The organism is Halorubrum tibetense (assembly GCF_042661865.1).
Lineage (GTDB): Archaea > Halobacteriota > Halobacteria > Halobacteriales > Haloferacaceae > Halorubrum > Halorubrum tibetense.
Genome location: NZ_JBHSWW010000503.1, coordinates 1 through 1,015, shown reverse-complemented (window position 1 = coordinate 1,015; position 1,015 = coordinate 1). Strand labels below are relative to the sequence as shown.

Sequence of the window (1,015 nt, the reverse complement as noted above, 5' to 3'; positions counted from 1 at the left end):
TTGGCGTGCCCGCCGGCCGAGCCCGCCTGTTCGAGCGCGTCTCGCAGGAGCTCCCCCACGTCGAGGTCCGCGCCGCGGGCGCGCGCTGACCCGTATATCATGCCGTTCATGTAGCCGTAGACGAAGGTGACGGAGGCGTCCTCCAGGTCGAGCAGTCGGTCCGCGGCCTGGGCGAGCGCGTCGCGGTCCGTTATCTCCCCGACACACGACGCGATGACCGACTCTCTGACGTCGCGGTTCTCTATCGCCGCCGCGAGCACGCGCAGCGTCTCCGGGCTCACGCTCGGGCTCTCGACGCGTTCGAGCGTCGACTCGTCGGCGTCGGGGATCAGCGACGCGGCGGCTTCGAAGTCAGCGATCGACACCTCGCGGGTGAAATCACGGGTATCGACCCGGATCCCGTACAACAACGCGGTCGCGATCGCGCGGTCGGGAGCGATCCCCAACCGCGAGAGATAGTCGGCGATCAGGGTGCTCGTCGCGCCGATGTCGGGACGGACGTCGACGAACGTCCCTTCGATCGGGCCGCGCGGCGGGTGGTGGTCGACGACGATGTCGACGACCGTTCCCTCCGGCAGCGAGTCGTTGATCCCGGCCCGCGAGTGGTCGACGAGCGCGATCCCGGCGTACGAGTCGATATCCACGTCCGCGAACGTCCGCAGCGACAGGTCGAGCAGATTCACCATCGCGCGGTTCTCCTGGTGGGCGATCTCGCCGCCGTAGACGGCGTCGGCGGGCGTCCCGATCGCCTCGGCGATCCGGGCGAGTCCGAGCGCGCTCGCGATGGCGTCCGGATCGGGGTTGTCGTGAGCGACGACGAGCAGGTCGCCGGGGATCCGGCGCAGAGTCCGGACTAGCCGCGGCGGTCGCTCCTGTACGTCCGGTTCGTCGAAGCCGGGGGAGCCGACTTCGCCGGTCACCCGTTCGTCCTGTGCGTCCCGCGGCGGCAGTCCGACGGCGTCGAGGACGCGCCGGGTGGTCGCTTCGACGGGGTCGACGACGTGGTCGGCGACCA

1 protein-coding gene is annotated in these 1,015 nt (G+C 70.3%); it reads right to left on the bottom strand.

The features are described from left to right. Positions 1 to 1,015, bottom strand: a 1,015-nt coding sequence (locus tag ACFQEU_RS16530; RefSeq protein ID WP_379783923.1) for a DHH family phosphoesterase, incomplete at both ends; no start/stop codon positions are given.